This window comes from Streptomyces sp. AN091965 (assembly GCF_022698285.1).
GTDB lineage: Bacteria > Actinomycetota > Actinomycetes > Streptomycetales > Streptomycetaceae > Streptomyces.
The window spans coordinates 3,161,549-3,179,770 of sequence record NZ_JALDMY010000001.1; the positions used below are offsets into that span (position 1 = coordinate 3,161,549).

The window sequence follows — 18,222 nt, forward strand, 5'->3', positions numbered from 1 at the left end:
CCCGAGACCCCCGGAGCCCAAGACCTCCCCGAGCCCCAAGCCGCCGAGGAGCGCGGAAGGTTCGCGCCCCTACAGCACCGGAAGGTTCTTCCGCAGCTCGAAGGCCGTGACCTCGGAGCGGTACTCCTCCCACTCCTGCTTCTTGTTGCGCAGGAAGTGGCGCGGCCTATGGACGACCTGGCTCAATCACCTCTGACGCAGCGGTGACCAGCGCTCGTACGGCCGTCGTCGGTCGTTGTTGGTCACGGCGGGTCGCCCTCGCACGGCCCGTAGACGGCCCGGCGGAGTCTGTTGCCGGCCGCGGTTCAGTGGCCCACCGGCTGTGCCCGGGAGGAGGAAGAGGCCCACTGTCGTACCCGCCCCGTAGGCTCCGCTCATGGAAAAAGGGGCCATCTCGCGCGACGACATCCTGAAAACCTTGCAGGAGTACGACGACCTTGGAGCGGAGTCGTTCCTTGAGCTGTACGGCTTCAAGCCCGCCCGGAAGTTCCTGATCCTGCATGACGGCAAGGAGTACGACTCCAAGGCGGTTGCAGGAGTAGCGCACAAGCACTCCCAAGGCAGGGCGCTCACCTGGGACGAGCTCAGTGGCGGGGTGGGGCACGCGGTCGACTGGCTCAAGCGCGAAGGCTTCCAGGTTGGGGTGTCGCGTAGCCCGAAGTGGACCCGCGACGAGCTGGTGCTGGCTTGTGACGTGGTCGCCCGGAACGACTGGCAGGGCCTCTCCGCCTCAGACCCGCGGGTGGCTGAGCTGTCCGACCTCCTGCAACTGCTCGCTGCCTACCCGCCCGAGCAGCGAGCGGCTGAGTACCGCAACCGCAATGGCGCGGCCTACAAGACGCTCAACATCGCCAGCTTCCACCCCGACTACAAGGGAAGGCCCACCAACGGCGGGCAGTTGGACCGTGAGGTGCTGCAAGACTTCCTCGACCGGCCGGCAGAGATGGCGCGAGCAGCCGAGCTCCTCCGCGAGGGCTTGCGGTCTGGCGCCCTTCAGCCTGTGTCGCTGTCCGAAGATGAGGACTTGGACGACGACGTCAGTGCACCAGAAGGGCGGGTCCTCTACCGTCGCCACCGCACGCGCGAGCGGAACAAGGGACTCAGGAAGAGGAAGATCGCCTCGGTTCTGAAGCAGGGCGGAACGCTGTCTTGCGAAGCATGCGGCTTCGACTTCGGCAAGGTCTACGGCGAGCGAGGCAAGGGGTACATCGAGTGCCACCACGTGGTACCCCTCCACGTAGCAGGAGAAGGCGCCACCAAGCTGTCCGACCTTGCACTGATCTGCTCGAACTGCCACCGCATGATTCACCGCAGCGCGCCATGGCCCACACCGGCCGAGCTCCGCCTGCTGGTGCGTGAGCAGGAAAGCAGGCAAGGATCCGGACTGCCGGGGCCACGCCCAGCGACAGAGAGCGCCGATGTTTGACGGATTGGCAATCAAGGCTGAACCTGGGCCCCTGCGGGACCCCGTGTGACAGCATCCGAGATGCGAGCCAGTCCACGGGAGTCCAGGTGCGTCCGGCGTGAATCTCCCTGTTTGGCTCCCTGGACGGGGGCCCACCTGCGGGTGCTGCCGTGTCTGACCGTTCCCTGGCGTCGCATGAACCTAGTGGTGCATGGCTCCGGAGGCCGTGTGGATCAGGCAGCCCAGAACACCCCTGAGCTGCGGCCCGGCCAGCCTCGGCCACCACACCCAGGAGATTCACGCACTCCTCACGCACTTCGCAGCGCGCAACCGAACCCAGGGCCACGCTCTGGGGAGGGCCCCTAGAATCCGAAGTGCCGCTTCAAGTCGATCCCAGGGTGAAATGTCCGTTCCTTTGAAAGTGAATGGAATCGGGGGCTCGACCCGCTAACGTGCCTGGTCAGCTCCTGTGGTCCCCGCGCGTGCGGGGGTGGTCCCTCGCCGGTGATGCCGTCGTAGAGCTCGGCGTCGTGGTCCCCGCGCGTGCGGGGGTGGTCCCGACACGGCGCTGTCGGAGATGAGCTCGTTGGGGTGGTCCCCGCGCGTGCGGGGGTGGTCCCGGCTGGGACGACGAGCGCACCGAGCAGGTGGTGTGGTCCCCGCGCGTGCGGGGGTGGTCCCGGCTGGGACGACGAGCGCACCGAGCAGGTGGTGTGGTCCCCGCGCGTGCGGGGGTGGTCCCTGGACGCGGCCGCCGAAGCCGACGAATGCCCAGTGGTCCCCGCGCGTGCGGGGGTGGTCCCTGCATCTCGTCCCGAGTGAGATGGATGTGCTCGTGGTCCCCGCGCGTGCGGGGGTGGTCCCACAATGTGGGCCGTGGCCCGGTCCGAAGGAGAGTGGTCCCCGCGCGTGCGGGGGTGGTCCCGACCAGTCGTGAATGTCACCCATCGACCACCGGTGGTCCCCGCGCGTGCGGGGGTGGTCCCTTGAAGAGGAAGTCTTCGCTGTAGTTCTCCTCGTGGTCCCCGCGCGTGCGGGGGTGGTCCCGCGGCCGCGATCCGGGTGCCGCCCGTGTACCGGTGGTCCCCGCGCGTGCGGGGGTGGTCCCAAACCATAAGTTGTGCTGGCCGACATATGGCAGTGGTCCCCGCGCGTGCGGGGGTGCCCCCCCGCTCCACGGCCAATGCCCCTGAATGCCGGGTGGTCCCCGCGCGTGCGGGGGTGGCCCCGAGCGCCCTCACGGCAATGCCGGGGCCGGGTGGTGGTCTCCGCGCGAGGGTGATCCTAAGCCTGCGAAGCGGGCGACTGGACCGTGAATCTGCTCTCGTCGAGGTGTCCGAGCCGAAGATCCCCAGGGTGTCAACGGCGAGCTAATCCGGCCCCAGATGAGCGCTTTGCCGCCAACCACAGGCATCCGAGTCGCCGAGTCACGCGACCCTGGCTACACAGGAAAGTTGGGACGTTCCTGCCTGGGGGAAGGGCCGACCGGTGAAGCTGACGATCAACTTGGCTGTTCTGCTCGCTGTCATCCTCATCGTGCTCGTACGTCGACGCGTACAGGCCAGAAGCCGGGTCGACCAAACGATGGTCCTCACCGTAGCGGTGACGTTCGGCGTGCTGATCGCTCCCACCGACTTCGGCCAGGGCATCCTGCGAACCGTGGGTGACCTCGCGCAGAGCGTTTCGGATGCGGGCACCCCGTGAACTAGGGGCAGTCCGCAGATATCCAAGTCATGACTGCGGCTCCTACCGCTCTGGATGCTGGCCGTGCTCCAAGTAAGCCACCTGGCCCTCACTACGAGCAATCACGGCAGCCCGGACTCGGCGTGCGAGGCGCGGAATGGTCAGAGAGTCGACGTCGTCGACGCTGTGGAAGGCGTACGTTTTGATCTCGGAACGCTGCAGCCGGATCTGTTCCTGAAGCTGCGCCGGTAGAGCACCACCGTCGAAGAGGTACAGCACCTTGTCGCCTTCAGCAGGGCTGGGGGCCCAGTCGACGGCCAGGAGACGGCCGATCCCTGGAGTGATGCCCAGCTCCTCGCGGACCTCCCGCACACATGCCTGCAGCGGGGACTCGCCAGCGTCGACGTACCCGCCGGGGATATCCCGGTACTCCTTGTACGTCGGCTCCAGGAGCATGACGCGCCCCTGCTCGTCAAAGAACAACGCGCCCGCGGCCATGCGCGGGCGCGCCATCTTCGCCTCTTGTTCGTTCTGGGTCTCGCTCACGTGACCGAGCCTAACCACCTCAGACGACTCGAAGCCTGTCGGCCAGGTCCGCCACGGAGCTGCTTGGCCGGCCTCGCGTGCCGCGGACCCAGCCGAGTACGAGCTCGCGGCTCATGTAGTGGTGCCTGACCTGCTCGGGCGCGAGCTGTTCGGCTTCGAGGACGACGGCGAGTGCTTCGTCGGTGCGGTTTCGGGCAGTGAGTGCGCGCGCCACTTCGAGGTCGTGACGTACCCGGCGCTCGACGGGCAAGCTGCTCGTATCGATCTGCGGTCCGAGGTCGGAAGCGACCTGGAAGTCTCCGAGTTCCCCGGCCGTGGCCACCTTGTGGATGGCGACGTTGGTCGGACCGAAGGCGGTCCACATGTGGTTGGCGTCGGAGCCGAGCCGCGTTGCCGTCGCTTCCGCCTCACGCAGGAAGGCCTGCGTCGTCGCGCGGTCCTCCGCACGGGCGGCCGCCATCGACCCGGCCAGGAACAAGGTCCCGTAGACGGACAGGAACGAGGGCGTCGCCTCGCCGAGCCCTGGTTCCAGGAATCCGGCCGCGTCGCCCACGAGCTGCACGGCGGTCTCGTACCGCCCGGTCGACAGCAGGCAGTGAGTCACGGAACGGAAGAGCGATCCCGTGATCACGTTGTTGCCGCTCTGCTGGGCAGCGGCCAGTCCGCGGTCGGCGGCCATCCACGCGAGTTCGTTCTCGCCGAGCTTGCCGAGCACCATCGCCGCGCCCTGGTACGTCAGGGCCAGCAGGGCGTTGGCCTCCTCGCGCTCTTCTCCCGCGTACGTACGAGCAGCCAGGAGCGCGTCGGCGAGGAGGAGCGGCAGCTGCTGTGTGGCGAAGCCGAAGCGTGATGCCTGGTAGGCGTCCCACACCTCGCCGACGTCGGTTCGAAGGTTCGCCAGGGTCGGGGGCTCGCCGTCGGCGGGCGCGCTCAGGAGCGGGGTCAACTGGCGGTAGTCCATGAGGGCTTCGCGCAGAGCGGGGACGGTGCGCCGGCCGCTGTCGTTCGACCACTCCAGGAGGGTGGGTTCGCCGATCAGGTCGCTGACGGACACGTCCAGGGCGTGCGCCAGGGCGCGGATCACGGAGAGGCGATCGAGCTCGATGCGGTTGTTCTCCGCCTTGCCGAGCCAGTCCGACGTACGGCCGACCAGTCCGGCCAGCACTTCTTGGGAGAGGCCTCGGCGATGCCGGTACCAGGCCACGCGTTCGCCGATCGTCAGGTGCTGCGTCATTCCTCGCATGGCTTCAGCCTCACCTCAGTTGGGATGAGGACCCCGGAAGGTTTTTCCGGGGTCGCTCAAGGGCCTGGTCATAGCGTCGTCTGTGTCGAGACCGAGACGCCCACGGCGGCGGCAAGGAGGCACAGGCATGTCTCTGACGGCTGATGAGCGGCACCAGGTGATGGTGGCCCTTACGGAGCTCTCCGCGGAAGTGGGCGCCCTCGCGGAGAGGGCGCGGCGCCTGGCGGATCCCGTCAACTCCGCTTCTCCGACTGCTCCAACCGCTGGAGACGCTCGTCGAGACGCGCCAGGTGCTCACGCATCGCTGCGACCTCCTCCATGATGGCCGCGAACTCGGGGCTGGGCTCCTGAACTTCCTCACCGTCTGAGACCTGAGCGCTCACGAAGTAGCCGCGCGTCGAGTCGGGGGCCACCAGGCCCCACTTCGCGAGAAGCTGGACAGCCTTGGTCGCCGTCCCCGCGGCGACCTCGAAGCGCTCGGCGATCGCGCGAACCGAGGGGAGCTTGTCCCCCACCTTCAGCCTGCCGGTCTTGATCTCGTCCCGCAGGGTCTCGGCGATCTGCTCGTTCACCCGTCGCGCGTCGTCAGAAGTAGGCGTCATGCGTCGATGCTAGCTCTTCTTGATCTAGGTCAAGCAGCACGACCAACACAACCTCTTGTACTAGTTGTAGCAGCCGTGCTAGAACAGTTTCACATCGGGCGAGATTGCTCGATGGGAGGGCGGCTTGGCTGCGCTCCAACGCCCGGAGGAAAGCCCCGCTGGGGCGAGTACGAAGGAAGCGTCCGTTGATTGAGAACTCAACAGCGTGACAAGTCGACAGGGTGAGAGTCCCTGTCCCCGCAACGGCCCGGGTGACGGCCGTCGGCGGCCACCTCGTGGCGGGGCGAACCTGTCCCTGCCCCGCGTGCCAGCTCTGGAGAACGCTCTTGGGGATCATCCCTTCCTCACGGGAGGTCAGCCCTGGGGCGCCACCTGGTGCGCGCCGCCCTGCTGGCGTCAGAGCAGTGACGATGACGCGATTCAGATTCTTCCGCCCCGATGGTCGAAAGGCCGGGTTCGACTCCCGACCGGGGCGCCACTCCCGCTGAGCTGAAGAGGGTCTCTGCTCCCCGTTCAGCCTCCCCGCCGTGGATTTGCGCCGCCTCGCCAAAGGCCCGCGCCCGCCTCGGCTTCCTTCCATCCCGCCCTATCAGGAGCCTCGCCATGAAGTCCTTCATCGGCATCCATCAGGTCGTCTCGGCCGACGACTACATCGAACTCGCCCTCGGCACCCCCATTGAGCTGTGGCTGGGGGTGGAAGCTGAGAGCGAGATGGAGCGCGCGGCTCGCGAGGATGCAGCTCGCGACATCCTCGCCGACAACCCGCACCTGCCCGACACTGTGGCGCGCATCGCCGCCGAGGCCATCGACGCGCACATGCCGGAACTGAGTGTCGTTCCTCTGCCCCGACCGGCCGCCCGCCGTGGCAGCACCAACAGGGCGGTAGCGGCGTGAGCCAGAACCTGGCACTGCATGATCTGGCCGTGCCGCTGCGCGTGCTGCGGCTGCTCGCGGTGGACTTCGGGCATCTGGCGGCGCCGGATGTCCAGGTGTCGCCGATCTTCCCGGAGCAGCTGCGGCTGAGCTTCCACGACGACCTGCCGGGCTTCGAGGCATGGCGGGAGGCGCTGGGCATCGCCCCGCAGGACGTGAACGGCCATGTTCAAGGTGGCGGCCGCACGCGCGTGCTGCAGGCGAATGCGACGCTCGCGGACGCCGAGCTGGAGCTGATCGGCTTCGGCAAGGTCCCCGTTCCGGCTGCGGCCGGGGGTGCGGCGTGAACGCTGTTCATATCCGTTCAGCCGAGCGCGCGCTGACGCTGGGCACATGGTTGATCGTGTGCGGGGCGATGCTCTACTCCGTCCTGACGGTCACGCCGCTGATGGCCGCGCACACCCCCGCTCGGTGGGAGTGGACGGCGCCCATCCTGCCCCTGGTCGTGGATGCCGCCGTGGTCATCGTGGTCCGCCTCGACTCCGTCCTGGCCCGTCTCGGCGGGCAGGGAGGCGGGTGGCCGATCACGCTGCGGTGGATGACCGGCGGCATGACCCTCGCGCTGAACACCGCCGACTCCGCCCTGAAGAAGGACCTGGTCGGGGTGGCGGTGCATGCGGTGGCGCCGCTGCTGCTGATCGTCACCGCCGAGACCAGCCTGGCCTACCGCCGCGCCCTCGCGGACACCGTCGCGGTGCTGGAGGAGCGCCAGCGAGCCGAGCGCGACCTGGCCGAGCAAGCGGCCCGGGAACGCGCCGAGCGAGCCCGTGCAGAAGCGCGCGAGGAACGTGAGCACGCCGCTCTGCTGGCGCGTGAACAGCGTGAACACGAAGCCCGCCTGGCCCGTGAACAGGCTGAGCGGGAAGAGCGGCAGTGGCGCGAGGAGCGCGAAGCCCGCCAGCTCGTAGAAGCCGCCGAGCGGGAGGCGCGTGAACGCCGTGAACGCGAGCATGAACAGCGCGAGTCAGACCGTGAACGCCTCACCCGCGAGGCCGCCGAGCAGGCCGCGCAGCAGCGCCGCGCAGCGCAGGAGGCTGCCGTTCGTGAACAGCGTGAACGCCAGCAGCGGGCGGAGCGTGAACGCGCTGGGCTGCTGGATCGCGGCCCGGCTCCGGGCAAGCTGCCCGAGCCTGAGGCCCGTCAGATCGTGAGTGCGGCGTTCGCGGCGGAGTTGTCGGTGCGGGCGGCGGCGGAGTTGTGCGGCTGGTCGGTGGGCTGGGTCTCCGCCCGCTACGCCGAGCACCGCCCGCAGCACACCAGCGCCCGTGCCGACCTGGCCATCGCCAGCCGCTAGGAGGCCGGTGATGTCACACGCCTACGCCGACTGCTTCGACCCGACCGGTGCCCGCTACGGGATACCCGCCTACCCCTACCGCCTGGCCCCGGCCGGTCTGGCCACGCGCCGCCAGCTGCGGGCCCGCGGGCTGCGGCCGGGCGGACAGCCGATCGCCGCGCAGGTCATGCGCGCCAACCGCCGCGCCGACGGCCACCAGGTCGCCTACCTCTACCGCATCGACCTGGCCAAACCCGTGCGGCCGATGACCTCGCGCAAGTGGGGTGCGCTCGCGCTGGCCATGCTGGCGCGCCGCACCTGCCCCAGCTGTTGCCGCGACGTCGGCTACTGCATCCCCCGCTCCTACGGCATCTGCGGCGCCTGCATCGCCGCCACCGAACAGCACGCCGCCTGAACGTTCCGTCCCTTGACCGGAGGTTGATCGTGACCCGCAGCACGTTCCGTGACCGTCTCGTCATTCCCGCTTGTGCCGCCATCGCGACGACGCTGGCCATGGCGGTAGGCCTGCGCCTGCACGACCACCACGTGCCGCTCTTGCTGCTGCTGGCGTGTGCGGGCTCGGTGCTGGCCAGCGCCCTGGACCTGTTGTTCCGCATCGTTGACGCCCGGCACACCACGACGCACCGCTGCACACGTTCGGGCTGCACCTTCCAAGTCCGCCTGACGCGCGCAGGCGCCGCCGAGCACCGTCGCTGGCAGCGGGTTGCTGCCGCACACCCGCACCACACGGTGTGACAACCAGCGCCCCAACTCCAGGCGCCGTATCCAGGTCCGGCCTTCACCGCGACTGCGAAGGCGCCTGCCCGCGCCGATGTGTCAGGCCCTGGAAGCAGCCTTGCGCTGCCACCACTGAGCTTTCATCCAAGGAGTGTTGCTGTGCCCAGTCCTACTCGCCCTCGCATGGTGAAGGTGTCCGCCGGGGCCACCACGGTCCGTATCCCGCGCCAGCGCGGCCGCCGCCAGGACTCCTTCCTGCTAGTCGTGCCCGAGCGTCCCTCCCTCACCGCCCGCGCCCTGCACACGGTCGGGCTGCTGTTATGGCGCCAGCGTCTGGCCCTGCTCCCCACCGCCACGGCCGTGCTGCTCCTGCTGCTGGCCGCGATCCTGCACGTCCTCGCCCCCTGGGCCGGAGTGCTGGTGGCCGTGGCCGGGCTGCTGCCTCTGCTCGTCCTGGCCATCCCGCCGCTGCGCCGTCGCGTCAAGGGCGGGGAGCGGTCCTGGCAGTGGGCCGCCGCGGCCGCCGCGGCCGTCGTCGGCCTGTGGACGGCTCTCGCGATCCTGCTTGGCCCGCTGTGCGGGCCGCTGGGTGTCCTGTGGTTCCTGGGCCTGCTCGGCGCTCAGGGGGCCTGGTTTGTGCTGCGTCGCTCGATCTCCAAGGAGACGGACTGATGGTCACCCCGACCCGTAACGGCGCCGCGGGCGCCAACAAGGGCAACAAGTTCGCCAACGGCGCGCAGGCCGCCGGGGCCGCCGCCGGGGGCTTTGTCGGCGCCATGGGCGGCTCCTTCATGCCGTCCATCAACATCAACGTCAACCGGCCCTCCCAACACCGGGGCGGGGGCGGGCAGCAGGGCCTGCTGCCGCCGCCGGAGTTCAGCAGCCCTGCCCAGGTGCGCAACTACTGCAACACGCTGCGTGCGGCCGGGGTGATGCTGTCCATGGAGGTCGCGATGGCCGCCGAGATCATGCAGAGCATCCTCGCCGCGGTGCCGGATCCGGAGGGGCGGGTGCTGGGCTCACGGATGCGCGCGGCCAAGGTCTCCCGGAAGATGAAGCGCTCCGCGAACGCGCTGCGCGACGCGGCCAAGAACGCCGCCGCCTGCTACGCGGTGTTCCAGCAGGAGTACCAGGAGGAGATCAACCGCGTCCGCCACCGCGCCCGCAAGCCGAAGACCCCGCCCATGAACTGGGCACAGCAGTGAGGCGCCGCGCGATGACCACAGACCAGAACCTCCAGGCGCAGTTCGCGCACCTGGCAGGCACGCGTGAAGGCGGCTCGGGTGCCAGCGGGGTGGGCAACTACCTCCTCAGCCGCGTCAAGCCGCACCTGCCGCCGTGGCTCGGGGTGGCCGGGGTGGGCCTGGCCGGAGTCCTCGGTCACGAGCGGTGGGCGGCCTCCCCGGCCGCCGCCGTCGGTCTGACCCTCACCTCCGTCGCCATGTCCGGCGGCGCGTGGGTGATCGGCAAAAGCGCCAGCAAGCAGCGCCGCCTGCACTCCGCCATCACCACCGCACTCGGCTCGGCCTGGCTGACGGCCGCCTGCCTCGCAGGGCCCGCCGCCGGGCCGGTCGATGACCTCTACCTGATGGGCGGCCCGGCGTTGGCGCTGTCGTGGAACGTGCGAATCTTCATGCGCACCTCCGACACCAGCGATGCGGGCGGTGCGGACGGCGGCCTGATGGAGAAGATCGGCCTGGCCCGCGCGCAGATCCGCGCAGCGAAGGCGGAGCCGAACCGGGCCACGGCCCGCGTCGAGCTCGACGCGGGCACGCAGACCAACGCGGACATGGCCGGGGCCCTGCCGCGCATCGCCTCCGCGCTGGACCTGCCCGCCTCTGCGGTGCGCTACCAGCCGGACCCGGACTCGGCCCGGCGTGGGGACCTGGTCATCGTCCCCGAGGACATGCTCGCCGAGACCGTGGAGTGGGAGGGCCCCTCAAACCTGGGCGGCTCGATCGCCGAGCCGCTCGTGATCGGCCGGTATGACGACGGGTCGCCGATGCTTCTGTGGCTGCCCGGCGACCAGGAGTCGGGCCGCAACAGCACGCACGTGCTGATCGCGGGCGGCACCGGGTCCGGAAAGGGCGACGCCGCCCTCAACCTTCAGACAGAGATCCTCTCGCGCCGCGACGTCGTCCTGCTCATGTCCGACCCGAAAGCCTTCCAGGACTTTCGCCCTCTGCTGCCCGGTTACGACTGGGCAGTGGAGGGCGGGGCCCCGTCCGAGACCATGGTGGCGGCGGTGCAGGTGGCGATCCCGGCCCGCACGCGCTGGCTTGGCCAGCACCAGTACCGCCAGTGGGAGCCGCAGGCCGCGCGCGAACAGCGCGACCCGAAGCACTCGTGCCGTCCCGACGGGCGCGCGTGCGGCTGTGCGGGGATGCCGTTCATGGTCGCCTGGTTCGAGGAGGCCGCGAACACCCTGCGGTTCGTCGGCGACGACGCGTTCACCGGGATCGCCCAGGAAGCCCGCTCGGCGGGCGTCGCCCTGGTCATCTCGCTGCAGCGTCCGTCCTACGACCAGATGTCGACGTCCACGCGCTCCTCCATGCCGTCGGTGATCGCGCTGGGCTGCCACCCCGATGACGAGGGGTTCAGCCTGCCCGACGAGGTGATCGCGGCGGGCGCGCACCCGGGGGCGTGGCGTAACCGCAAGCCGGGCTACTGCTACGTCGTCTCGCCCGGGATCGACGAGGACCGGTACGCCTCCCCGGGCCGCACCTGGCGTTTCACGCCGCGCGCCGTGGACACGATGGAGCTGCTCGCGCTGTGGGCGCAGCGCCACGGCGCGGCCGCCGACCCCGTAACCGCCGCCGCCCTCAAATCCGTGGCCGGGGTGGCGTACACCGGCCGTTCCACCCCTGAGTCGGGCAGCACACCGACGGCGCCGCAGGCCCGCGCGGACGAGGACCAAGGAGACCAGGACGGGGCCGACGGGGCGGGCCTGCTGGTCGACCCCGAGGACGCCGATATCGACGAGGAAGCCGAGCTGCCCGAGGCGCAGCAGGGTGACGACACCCCGCTGTTCGGGACGGACAGCGGCCGCAAGCCCTCTCCGGCCGAGGCCCGCGCGCTGTTCGCGCAGGCACTCAGCGAGTTCGAGACCGCGGGGCGCATGGTCGTCGGCCCGCGCGACTTCATGGACTGGTGCGACCAGCACGGCCTGTCCCGCCCGTGGGTCTCCGCGAGGCTGAAGGAAGCCGCGGTCGAGGGCCGCCTGGAGGCGACCAATACCACCGGCCGCTGGCGGATCGTTCCGCGCCCCGACGGCGGCGTTCCCGCTGCCCTGACGGCCGCGTGACGCCTGACACCGTCACGGGCGCCTGACACCCAAACCCCTAGGCACATGCGGTGTCACGCGCCCTGACAGTGGGCTCCTGACACCGCCTGACGCCTACCTGTGGGCCCGCAACGTGCGGGCCCGCACCCATACACGGCACGCGGAAGGGAGCACCACGCATGCACCACACCGGCCCGCCCGGACACCTGGCCCCGCACATCCCCGTCGACGACTACCGACGCGCGCAGACCACCGGCCAGCCCATCATCATCCACACCACCACCCACCCCACCGCACGCCCGGCCCGCACCTACCTGCTGCCCCTCACGGTCGCCGGGGCGGGCGTGATCGGCCTGTTCGGCGTCGTGGCCGCGTTCCTGGCCCTGCTCGACTTCGCCGCCCACACCGCCATGGCCATCGGCGGCGCCGCGGGCCCGATCGGCGTCGGCGGCATCACCCTCAAGCTCTTCCGCGCACCCAAGTGACCTTGCCGGGAGGAGACATGCCCTGCACCACCTGCACGGGCCACCACCCCGTTCCGCTCCAGTGCTTCCCCGCCGGTGACGTGCGGGCCTCGCTGAAAGCCGCCCACGCCGCGACCGAGGAACGCACCCGCACCAACGAGCCGGTGCACGTCCACTACGACCTGCGCACCGACGCCTTCGTCGTCCTGCGCACCGCCCCGAAGGAGCCTGCCTCGTGAAAGCTCCCACCACCCCACTCGACCTCATCGTGGGCCCCGACCAGGCCCGCGCCTTCCTGCACGCCCGCACCCAGGACCTCGTCCAGCTCGACCACCTGCCCGAAGCGGTGGCCCTACGGCTCGTCTACCGCGGCGCGCTGCGCGGCGACCCGCTGGTGCTGGCCGCCGAGCGCCAGACCTGGACCCTGCGCGCGGGCGTCGACCCCGACGACGCCCCCGCCCACCGCCTGTGCATCCACGCCCGCCTCACCAGCCCGCCCCGCGTCCTGGTCACCGACCCCGACGACCCCACCGGCGAGGTCGACGAACTGCTGATCGAAGTCCTGGAGATGTACCAGCTCGCCAACTGGTACCCCCTGCCCAACGCCACGCAGGGGGCCAGCCATGACGGACACTGAGCAGCACAACACCGCGGCAGCTCCCGGCGCCTGGCCGGACGGGCCGATGCTGGCCTTCGACGTGGAGACCACCGGCCTCAACCCGGAGCGGGCCCGAATCGTGGCCGCAGCCGTCGCCGCGGTCGGCGGAGACACCCCGCCGGAGACCACCACCTGGCTGCTGGACCCCGGCATCGAGATCCCCGCCGAAGCGGCCGCGATCCACCACATCACCACCGACCAGGCCCGCGCCGACGGGCGCGCACCCGCCGAGGCGCTGCCGGAGATCGTTGCGGCGCTTGCCGAGCCGCTGGCCGCGGGCTTCCCGCTGGTGGTCTTCCGCGCCCCGTACGCGCTGACCGTGCTCGCCCGCGAGTGCGCCCGCCACGACGTGCCCTTCCTGGACGGGGACGTGGCGCCGGTCATCGATCCGGCCGTACTCGACAAGCAGGCGGCGCGCTACCGGCGCGGGCGGCGCACCCTGCCCGCCCTGTGCGAGCACTACCGCGTGCGCCACGACGGCCCCAACGACCCCGTCCAGGACGCACTCGCCGCCGCCCGCCTGGCCTGGCGCCTGCCCCGCGCCCACCCCCACCTCGCGGCTATCGCGCTGGCCAACCTTCACATCTGCCAGCAGGGGTGGGCGGCCGAGCAGGCCGCGAGCCTGCAGGCGCACCTGCGCCGCACCGACCCGTCCGCCAGCGTCACCCCCGACTGGCCCCTGATCCCCGCCCCCTCCGCCGAGGAGAACGCATGACCTTCGACATCCGGATCATCTGCGACCACCACGACGCCGACACCATCACCCGCACGCTCGCCGCCGCCTTCCGTACCGGCGTCGCCCGCACCTACCCCACCCGCGACGGCATGCGCACCCGCCTCTACCTCACCGCCACCCTCAAGCAGCCCGAGGACGACCAGCCGAACACCTAGCAACGCCAAGGGCGGCCCCCTACGTCTCGCCAAAGTCGCGGGGCCGCCCTTGTCCACCTGCCACGAACTGACCTGTGGAGGTATCCAGCATGACGCAACCGACCAACATTCGGGCAGAGCACCTGCGCACCGCGCTCCAGCTCGCGGCCCAAGGTGTGCCGGTGCTGCCGTTGCGCGTGGGCAAGGCCCCCTTCGGCAACTGCCCCGCCTGTGCCAAGAACGCCTGCGGTGGCCGACCGAACATGAAGCAGGCCGGGCCGTGCGCGTGCCCGCGTCCGTGCCACGCCTGGGCTGCCGCGACCACCGACCCCGGCACCCTCGCCTCCCCGGCCTGGAGGCCCGCGTGGCGGCAGGCCGCCGCCATCGCCTACCACCCCGCCGGTATCCGCCTGACCGTCGTCGACCTCGACCACGCCGACGCCATCGCCTGGGCCCAAGCCCACCTGCCCCCCACCCGCACCCTGCCCACCACCCGCGGCCAGCACTGGCTGTATGCGGGCACCATGCCCTCCTCGCACGGAGTACGCCCCGGCATCGACATCAAGTCCCGCATGGCCTACGCCCGCTGGCTCGGCCCCGGCACCGGCACCCTCACCACCCTGCCGGACGCCGTCCGCGCGCTGGCCACACGCAAACCTGCCGCAGCGCACCCCACACCGCAGACCATCACCGGGCCCGTACCGGCAGGGGGCGGGGCGTGCCCTCACCGCACCCCCGCCTATCTGGAGCTCGGCATGGTCATGGCCGTGCAGCGCATCACCGACGCCCGCGAAGCAGTACACGCCACGGTCTACCGCACGTTCCTGGCCGTGCTGTCCACGCACGGCCGGTGCGGCTGCCTCACCGACACCCACGTCGCGCGCCTGTTCACGGCGGCGCAGGCCAAGGGCGAAACCCTGCGGCACTGCACAGACGCGTGGACCAACGCCCGCGCCCGGCTAGGGCTGTGACATGGCCGACGACGACAAGCCCCCCGCCCGCGAGGTCATCACCGACTACGCGCAGGCCCACTTCCGCTACTTCCGCACCGCCGACGGCACCGTGTACGCGCAGCGCAACGGCCACCCCGTCGCCCGCCCCATCCGCTCCCAGGGGACCACGGGCAGCCACCGCCAGGAACTCATGGTCGGCCTCTTCCGCGACGGGGTCGGCGTGTTCAACGGGAGCGCTCTGAAGGAGGCGTTGGACTTGATCGAAGCACTCGCCCTGTACGAAGACGTCCAGCCCGTCCACATCCGCGTCGCCCCCGGCTTCGACGGCGCGACCTGGCTGGACCTGGGCCGCAGCGACGGGCAGTCCGTGCGCATCCACCCCATCGGCTGGGAGATCACCACCCCCGACCCGCGCGAAGTGTGCTGGCGACGCACCCAGCTCACCGGGGAGCTCCCGCTGCCGGTCAAAGACACCGACGGCAAGGGCATCGACCTCCTGCTGCGGCTGTGCAACTTCGCGGGCGCCGAGACCGAGTGCCTGGCCATCGCCTGGCTGATCGGCTGCCTCGGCCCCTGCGTGCCCGTCCCCGCCCCGTTCCTCACCGGCCCGCAGGGCGCGGGCAAGTCCACCGGCGGGCGGATGCTAGTACGGATCATCGAGGGCATGAGCGGCGACCTGCGCCGGGCTCCGAAGGATGAGGAGAACCTGATCGCGGCCGTGGCCGCGGGATGGGTCACCGCGCTGGACAACCTCTCCCACATGACGCCCGACCTGTCCGATGCGATGTGCTGCATCGTCACCGGCGCCGAGAACGTGAAGCGCGCCCTGTTCACCGACGGGGACGTCCACCGCGCCCGCTACCGCCGCCCCCTGCTGCTGACCGGTATCGACGTCGGCGTCATCCGCCCCGACCTCGCCGAACGCCTCCTGCCCCTGCGCCTGGAGCGGCCCCGCGTGAGGCGCACCGAAGCGGAGCTGTGGACGGAGTACGAAGACGTGCTGCCCGTCGTCCTCGGCTCCCTGCTGGACCTCACCGTCAAGGTCCGCGCAGCGCAGGCCGAGACACCGACCGATCTGCGTATGGCCGACTTCGCGCACCTGTGTGCGCAGCTCGACGTAGCGACCGGCCTGGGGGCTCTCGCGGCGTACCGGGCCCGGCTGGACGACCTGAACGACGACGTCATCGAAGGCGACCTCCTCGCGCAGACCGTCCTCCGGCACGCCGAGAGCATCGTGCCCGGCGAGGCACAGCGAATGACGTCCACCGAGTGGCTCCACTGCCTCAGCCAGCTCTACACCGGCGAGGACTTCCACTCCCTGCCCAAAGGATGGCCGACCACCGGCAAGGTCCTCTCCGACCGCCTCAAGCGCCTCCAGCCCACCCTCGCCGCCCGCGGCGTCCTCATCGACTCCGGCCGCACCAAAGAGGGCCGCTACCTCGAAATGGGCCACCAGGCAGCCCCGCCGCCTCACGAGCAGCAGCCGTTCCCCTGACCGCGGTCCGGACCGGACAAGCAAGAAGAGCACCCCCGCGCCCGGCGTGCTCTTCTTGCTCTTCGGCGCACCGCGCCGCCCAAGGGTCGCGCCGCGAAGCGGCTCCTTCTTCACGCCCTGAGGCGCACCACACCACCACAGACGCCCCTTCTCTTTTCCTAAGAGGGAAGACGCTGCGTCACCTGCGTCACCCCAGGGCCGAAAACGGCCCCTGACCTGCCGCTACAGCGATGACGCAGAGCCGAAAGTCTGCGTCATCTTGCGTTACCTGCGTCACCCGATGACGCAGCCCATGACGCACCGGCGACGCACACCCGATCCTCTGCGTCACCCAAAACCGCAGGTCAGACACACGGATGACGCAGATGACGCGGTGACGCAGAAATCCGCACCTCGGACAGACGCACCCCCTGAGAAGCCTCCAGCCCGGCAGCAACGTGACTCGACCTCCGAGGACCTCATGAGCCGAACCCGTTCCGCTCAACCGGACCCCCGCGCGACCCTCCGCGGCGGCCTGCCCGACCGGTACCTCACCCCTGACGACATAGCCGAGATCTTCAACGTGCCCAAGGAGACCGTCTACCAGTGGCGCAAGAAGCGCACCGGCCCGCCCGGCTTCCGCATCGGCAAGCACGTGCGCTACGACCCCGCCGACGTACGCGCCTACGTCATGGAACGTCAGCGCGCTGAAGCTGACGCGGCTTGACCCGCACCATCTCCGTTCCCATGGGAGGGCCACCTCGTGGCCCTCCCATCTGTCTGAGGAGGCACAACCACTACATGGCAGGCCACGTCCAGGACCGCTGGTTCAAGACCGAAACCACCCCCGACGGCAAGACCGTCCGCACCAGGACCGACCGCTACGGGACCGGCAAGCGCTACCGCGCCCGCTACGTCGGCCCCGACGGCACCGAGCAGTCCGAGAGCTTCCCCTATGGGCAGAAGCGCAAGGCCGAGCAGTGGCTGGACAGGATCAATGCCGACATGGACAGCGGCCGCTACGTCGACCCGAAGGCCGGTCGCACCACCTTCCGCCAGTACGCCGAGAAGTGGCTCAAGACGCAGACCACCGACGCCACGACGAGAGAGCCCGTCGGCGTTCAGATCCGCCGGCACGCCATCCCATACCTGGGGTCGCGGCCGCTCGGCTCGTTCAAGCCCGAGCACATCCGCGACTGGCTTGCCGAGTTGGAGCGCGCGATTCCCGCGTCCTCCTACCGCCGCGTCATCTTCGCGAGTGTCTCCGCCGTGTTCACGGCGGCCGTGGAAGATGACCACTTGCACCGGAATCCGTGCAAGTCGAGGAGCGTCCGCGCGCCCGGCCCGAACAACCGTCGTGTGGTCCCGTGGACCGCTGAGCGCACGTTCGCCGTACGCGCCGCGCTCCCGGAGCAGTACCGCGCGGCTGTCGACTTGGGTGCCGGGTGTGGTCTTCGGCAGGGCGAGGTTTTCGGTCTGCCGGTCGATGAGATCGGGTTCGATACGGGTTGGCTGCACGTCAGCAACCAGGTGAAGGTGTCCGGCGGGAAGCTCGTATTCGCCCCTCCGAAGCGCGAGAAGGAAAGGGACGTGCCGCTCGCGGACTCCGTGGCGCACGTGCTCAAGGAGCACATGAGCGCCCATCCGCCTGTGAAGGTGACGCTGCCGTGGCAGCGCCCCGACGGACGGCCGGTCACGAAGCGGCTTTTGTTCGTGCGCCCCGACGGTGACGGCGCCGTCCGGCGCACGGACTTCAACACGCGCTTTTGGAAGAACGCTCTCGTGGAAGCCGGGGTCATACCCGAACCCAAGCCAGGCGAGCGCCACCAGGCCGCACGCGAGCACGGCATGCATGCCCTCAGGCACTTCTACGCGTCGGTGCTGCTGGACGCTGGCGAGAACATCAAGGCGCTGAGCACGTACCTCGGGCACACGGACCCGGGCTTCACGCTCCGCGTGTACACGCACCTCCTGCCGAGCAGTGAAGGGCGCAGCCGCAAGGCCGTGGACGCGGTGTTCCAGCGGCCCGATTCAGCGTCCGACGGCCCACAGACGGCCCAGCGGTAGACGGACGACAGTGAGGGGCCACGGTCGTCG

22 protein-coding genes, 1 pseudogene and 1 CRISPR repeat array are annotated in these 18,222 nt (G+C 70.3%); of the genes and pseudogenes, 19 read left to right on the plus strand and 4 right to left on the minus strand.

The window, feature by feature from the left end:
* Positions 1-69 precede the first annotated feature (69 nt).
* Positions 70-156, minus strand: a pseudogene (locus MQV74_RS13245) (glutamine synthetase); the annotation flags it as partial.
* 220 nt (positions 157-376) lie between these two features.
* On the opposite strand from MQV74_RS13245, the gene MQV74_RS13250 reads away from it, so the two are divergent.
* Positions 377-1,426: an HNH endonuclease gene (locus MQV74_RS13250; RefSeq protein ID WP_242717256.1), complete on the plus strand. Its 1,050-nt coding sequence runs from the start codon at positions 377-379 to the stop codon at positions 1,424-1,426.
* A 448-nt stretch (positions 1,427-1,874) separates the two neighbouring features.
* Positions 1,875-2,634: direct repeats of the CRISPR family, unit length 29 nt; unit sequence GTGGTCCCCGCGCGTGCGGGGGTGGTCCC.
* Between the two features lie 259 nt (positions 2,635-2,893).
* Positions 2,894-3,109: a hypothetical protein gene (locus MQV74_RS13255; protein WP_242717258.1), complete on the plus strand. Its 216-nt coding sequence runs from the start codon at positions 2,894-2,896 to the stop codon at positions 3,107-3,109.
* Between the two features lie 42 nt (positions 3,110-3,151).
* On the opposite strand, the gene MQV74_RS13260 is transcribed toward MQV74_RS13255, so the two are convergent.
* The 3 genes from MQV74_RS13260 to MQV74_RS13270 all read right to left on the minus strand — a co-directional run bounded on the left by MQV74_RS13260 (position 3,152) and on the right by MQV74_RS13270 (position 5,479).
* Positions 3,152-3,601, minus strand: a complete 450-nt coding sequence (locus tag MQV74_RS13260) for an NUDIX domain-containing protein (protein ID WP_242728643.1) — start codon at positions 3,599-3,601, stop codon at positions 3,152-3,154.
* Between the two features lie 52 nt (positions 3,602-3,653).
* Positions 3,654-4,877 carry a helix-turn-helix domain-containing protein gene (locus MQV74_RS13265; RefSeq protein WP_242717260.1) on the minus strand — a complete coding sequence of 408 codons (1,224 nt, stop codon included), beginning with the start codon at positions 4,875-4,877 and terminating at the stop codon, positions 3,654-3,656.
* A gap of 233 nt (positions 4,878-5,110) precedes the next feature.
* Entirely contained in the window at positions 5,111-5,479 is a 369-nt protein-coding gene (locus MQV74_RS13270) for a GntR family transcriptional regulator (protein WP_242717268.1), read from the minus strand.
* Between the two features lie 603 nt (positions 5,480-6,082).
* Between MQV74_RS13270 and MQV74_RS13275 the strand changes: the two genes are divergently transcribed.
* From MQV74_RS13275 to MQV74_RS13355, 17 genes are all read left to right on the plus strand, one after another.
* Entirely contained in the window at positions 6,083-6,373 is a 291-nt protein-coding gene (locus tag MQV74_RS13275) for a hypothetical protein (RefSeq protein ID WP_242717270.1), read from the plus strand.
* Entirely contained in the window at positions 6,370-6,699 is a 330-nt protein-coding gene (locus MQV74_RS13280) for a hypothetical protein (protein ID WP_242717271.1), read from the plus strand. The genes MQV74_RS13275 and MQV74_RS13280 overlap by 4 nt, the downstream gene beginning before the upstream one ends.
* Positions 6,696-7,706 (plus strand): DUF2637 domain-containing protein, encoded by a 1,011-nt coding sequence (locus tag MQV74_RS13285; RefSeq protein WP_242717273.1) that lies wholly within the window; start codon positions 6,696-6,698, stop codon positions 7,704-7,706. The genes MQV74_RS13280 and MQV74_RS13285 overlap by 4 nt, the downstream gene beginning before the upstream one ends.
* A gap of 10 nt (positions 7,707-7,716) precedes the next feature.
* A complete protein-coding gene (locus MQV74_RS13290; RefSeq protein ID WP_242717275.1) occupies positions 7,717-8,100 on the plus strand; it encodes an RRQRL motif-containing zinc-binding protein in 384 nt (127 codons plus the stop codon).
* A 29-nt stretch (positions 8,101-8,129) separates the two neighbouring features.
* Positions 8,130-8,441 (plus strand): hypothetical protein, encoded by a 312-nt coding sequence (locus tag MQV74_RS13295; protein WP_242717277.1) that lies wholly within the window; start codon positions 8,130-8,132, stop codon positions 8,439-8,441.
* 165 nt (positions 8,442-8,606) lie between these two features.
* Positions 8,607-9,095, plus strand: coding sequence for a hypothetical protein (locus MQV74_RS13300; protein WP_242717279.1), 489 nt, complete (start codon positions 8,607-8,609; stop codon positions 9,093-9,095).
* Positions 9,095-9,628, plus strand: coding sequence for a plasmid transfer protein TraA (gene traA / locus MQV74_RS13305; protein WP_242717281.1), 534 nt, complete (start codon positions 9,095-9,097; stop codon positions 9,626-9,628). The genes MQV74_RS13300 and traA overlap by 1 nt, the downstream gene beginning before the upstream one ends.
* A gap of 11 nt (positions 9,629-9,639) precedes the next feature.
* Positions 9,640-11,727, plus strand: a complete 2,088-nt coding sequence (gene traB / locus MQV74_RS13310; RefSeq protein WP_242717283.1) for a plasmid transfer protein TraB — start codon at positions 9,640-9,642, stop codon at positions 11,725-11,727.
* A gap of 158 nt (positions 11,728-11,885) precedes the next feature.
* Positions 11,886-12,191, plus strand: coding sequence for a hypothetical protein (locus MQV74_RS13315; protein WP_242717285.1), 306 nt, complete (start codon positions 11,886-11,888; stop codon positions 12,189-12,191).
* Positions 12,192-12,208: 17 nt separating this feature from the next.
* On the plus strand, positions 12,209-12,409 hold the full coding sequence (locus MQV74_RS13320) for a hypothetical protein (RefSeq protein ID WP_242717287.1): 201 nt from the start codon (positions 12,209-12,211) through the stop codon (positions 12,407-12,409).
* Complete coding sequence (locus MQV74_RS13325) at positions 12,406-12,807, plus strand: hypothetical protein (RefSeq protein WP_242717289.1); 402 nt, start codon at positions 12,406-12,408, stop codon at positions 12,805-12,807. The genes MQV74_RS13320 and MQV74_RS13325 overlap by 4 nt, the downstream gene beginning before the upstream one ends.
* On the plus strand, positions 12,794-13,543 hold the full coding sequence (locus tag MQV74_RS13330; protein WP_242717291.1) for an exonuclease domain-containing protein: 750 nt from the start codon (positions 12,794-12,796) through the stop codon (positions 13,541-13,543). Before MQV74_RS13325 ends, MQV74_RS13330 begins: the two co-directional genes overlap by 14 nt.
* On the plus strand, positions 13,540-13,719 hold the full coding sequence (locus MQV74_RS13335) for a hypothetical protein (RefSeq protein WP_242717293.1): 180 nt from the start codon (positions 13,540-13,542) through the stop codon (positions 13,717-13,719). Before MQV74_RS13330 ends, MQV74_RS13335 begins: the two co-directional genes overlap by 4 nt.
* Before the next feature lie 89 nt (positions 13,720-13,808).
* Complete coding sequence (locus tag MQV74_RS13340) at positions 13,809-14,669, plus strand: DNA primase (protein WP_242717295.1); 861 nt, start codon at positions 13,809-13,811, stop codon at positions 14,667-14,669.
* A gap of 1 nt (position 14,670) precedes the next feature.
* Positions 14,671-16,146 carry an ATP-binding protein gene (locus MQV74_RS13345; RefSeq protein ID WP_242717297.1) on the plus strand — a complete coding sequence of 492 codons (1,476 nt, stop codon included), beginning with the start codon at positions 14,671-14,673 and terminating at the stop codon, positions 16,144-16,146.
* 460 nt (positions 16,147-16,606) lie between these two features.
* The gene (locus MQV74_RS13350) at positions 16,607-16,852 is read left to right on the plus strand and encodes a helix-turn-helix domain-containing protein (protein WP_242717299.1); all 246 of its coding nucleotides are present in this window, start codon (positions 16,607-16,609) and stop codon (positions 16,850-16,852) included.
* A gap of 74 nt (positions 16,853-16,926) precedes the next feature.
* Positions 16,927-18,192, plus strand: coding sequence for a tyrosine-type recombinase/integrase (locus tag MQV74_RS13355; protein ID WP_242717301.1), 1,266 nt, complete (start codon positions 16,927-16,929; stop codon positions 18,190-18,192).
* Positions 18,193-18,222: the final 30 nt, after the last annotated feature.